Origin of the sequence: Micromonospora sp. CPCC 206060, from assembly GCF_036906895.1 — a bacterium.
Taxonomy (GTDB): domain Bacteria; phylum Actinomycetota; class Actinomycetes; order Mycobacteriales; family Micromonosporaceae; genus Micromonospora.
The window spans coordinates 1-2,612 of the sequence record NZ_JBAKHU010000182.1 but is presented as its reverse complement, the minus strand read 5'-3'; the positions used below and the strand labels follow the sequence as shown (position 1 = coordinate 2,612).

Here is a 2,612-nt window from a genome sequence, read left to right as displayed (position 1 = left end):
CGCCGATGATCGAGCGGCAAAACACATCAAACCGGAAACATGAATGCCTATCAAACGCCCTCTGAGGAGCCACCCTGCCCTTCGACCCAGCCGACTGAGGCCAGTAGACTCGCCGAAAATGCGCCCCTGAGTAAACCCCTCTTTATAGCAGGTGGTGCCTGCGGGCGTAGGCCGGGAAGTCTGCACCCGAGCAGGGTAGCCGGGCGCTCGTCGCCCTCAAGGCGTCGATGAGGTTGCCCGCACCTGTCTCGGTCTGCTTGCCAGCCCGGCACGCCGCAGCGAGAAGCCAGATCGTGCCATGGACCTCTGATTGGTAAGCACGGGCCACCTTGGTGGCCTGCCGGTCGTCCGTAATTGCAATACCTCTCCGCAGCTCAGCAGCAGCGAGGACGGACGCCTCACCGAGATTGCGCTCCTCAGCGCCAAGTCGTCGAACCCATGCGGTAAAGCACCGGATCTCGTCAAGCGAGTCCAACTGAGCTCTCTTTAGCCAGTCCACCTCGCACGCAGCCATCAGTTCTGGCCGGGTCGCAGCTCCTGACCGCAGCTCTTCCATCACCACCTGAGTCGTCCAGCAGTCCGCGTCTATGAGCAAGTCTTGCAAGACGTCCAACCGGTCAGCGAGGGTGAAATGAGATAGGAGCATCGTATCGAGTACAAGGACCGACCCCGGCGACATCGACAGACTCACGGAGCGGTCTCCAGGTCATCCTCCTCAGGAAGGTCCGCATCAGTGATCTGGCCGTACATCAACTCAATCACCCTAGCTCGAGTGATTCGGCTGGCCCGCCAAGCCTCAATAACCGCATGTGCATAGCCCGGCGAGACCCGCACCGAGGCAAGGTCGGGCTGGGGCGCCCAGCCTAGAGCCTCCATGAACTCCGCCCGGGTGGGCCGGGGGAAGCTCCAGGCCCGACGTGTCGCGGCATCGATCACCTCGGCTTGTTCTGCCTGTCGTAATGCCAGCACCCAAGAGGTGCGGTATCGAGCGGCGTAGGCAATCAGCCGATCCCGGCTCGCACGCCCATCACCAAAGGATCCTGCCATCGCATCGACCGGCAGCAGCAACTCTGCGGCGAATGCATCGATCACCGCTTCGCGATCCGCGCGAGATGTACTGACCCCTAGGTCACTCGAATATTCGTCCCCAATAATCAAGTGACCAAGCTCGTGTGCAGCGGTAGCTCGCCGGCGGCCGGGGTCACCTTGTGTGCTTACAACTGCAACAGCCAACTTCCCCTCAATTAGGGACGCGCCATCGCCTGGCAGGTCAGTTACAAGCACCCACTGCCCTGCGCGCTCACAAAGATCCATAATGCTGCCGATTGGTTCATCACCGAGATCAGTTTGCTGCCGCAACCACTGGGCCGCTCGCCTCGCATCAGCCTCGGATGCCACCGTACCGGGGTATCGAAGTAGCGGATGAGTCTGCAAAGCGCCGACGTCTACGAGTTGCTGCACATTGCGCAGCCACTCAACCAGAGCGATCTCCAAACGCTCAGAAGAACGTGCGGCCTCAGTGTCGGTCTCTTCGGTCAGCATCGCGGCCCGTCGGGACAACACCGCCGGCCGCGGCTCGATCAAGTACTCCATCGACACCTTGAGCGCACGGGACAATCGTGCCAACTCCACCCCATCGAGGCGCCTGCTACCAGCCTCAACCTTGGCCAGCATGGTTCGATCGAGCCCCACGCCATCGGCAAGTTCCTGCTGCGACATGCCTACTGACAGACGCGCCTGCCGCACCTGCTCGCCGATGCGGTGCCAGTCCTGCTGCTCCCCAGCCATAGTGCGATAATCGCACACCTCAAGCCGGAATGGGTCAACATGCGGTTCCGACAGCCAACCATGGCCGCTAGATCTTGACCTGCGGCCAGGAGGCAGCGCCGGCGATGGGCAGCGCGGCACGGCCAAGAGCACCGAGGATGCTCTTCATCGTGATCATGTTGGTCACGGCTGTCTTACCCCGCCACGATCTCGCTGTCCAGCCGCACCCCGAACACCTGGCTCACCTCGTTCGCCAGCACCGTAGCCAGCATCGATACCGCTCGCGGCGCCTCAACCTCGGCCGCCAGGCCCTACTCGCCCTGGCCCAGCCGCGCAACGGCGACACCTACACCCGTCACGGCCGGATTCGGCATCGGCGTGACCACCGCTGGCGTTACGAGACGTCGCCCTGCTGGCCGCATCAGCCGACGGACCTGGTCACCGCCATGGCCCGCATCCGCAAACTCGCGTACGCCTCGACGGCACGCCTATAGATCGACCGGACCGCCGACCAAAAGCCCTACTGCTCGAACGACACCGCCCTGGCCGGGCAGAGCAACGACTACCAGCGTGCCTGGGGCCAATGGGTAGCGGCCAAACTGATGCGCCCAGAGGGCCAGGTGCAACGACCGCGTGATCGAAATCCACGCTGGCGACGGGTACGCCCAAGCCATCACGCCACTGCTCACCCAGGCCGGAGCGACGGTACACCGACCGCTGGCAGGGCTACCGCTCGACGAACAACTCGCCTGGTACGACCGGCAATCCCCACCACCAGCCTCAGAGGGCGTTTGATAGGCATTCATGTTTCCGGTTTGATGTGTTTTGCCGCTCGATCATCGGCG

1 protein-coding gene and 2 pseudogenes are annotated in these 2,612 nt (G+C 63.0%); 2 read left to right on the top strand and 1 reads right to left on the bottom strand.

Annotated elements, in window-relative coordinates:
• Positions 1-687 precede the first annotated feature (687 nt).
• The gene (locus V6U90_RS33055) at positions 688-1,788 is read right to left on the bottom strand and encodes a helix-turn-helix domain-containing protein (RefSeq protein WP_334445046.1); all 1,101 of its coding nucleotides are present in this window, start codon (positions 1,786-1,788) and stop codon (positions 688-690) included.
• 168 nt (positions 1,789-1,956) lie between these two features.
• On the opposite strand from V6U90_RS33055, the pseudogene V6U90_RS33050 reads away from it, so the two are divergent.
• Together V6U90_RS33050 and V6U90_RS34155 are read left to right on the top strand one after the other, a co-directional pair.
• Positions 1,957-2,297: pseudogene (locus tag V6U90_RS33050) on the top strand (IS5/IS1182 family transposase); the annotation flags it as partial.
• 100 nt (positions 2,298-2,397) lie between these two features.
• Positions 2,398-2,562 (top strand): annotated as a pseudogene (locus V6U90_RS34155) (DUF6884 domain-containing protein); the annotation flags it as partial.
• Between the last annotated feature and the right edge of the window lie 50 nt (positions 2,563-2,612).

Excerpts from the sequence above, each read along its gene's own strand:
- V6U90_RS33055 (WP_334445046.1), bottom strand. The coding sequence starts at position 1,788 with ATGGCTGGGGAGCAGCAGGACTGGCACCGCATCGGCGAGCAGGTGCGG.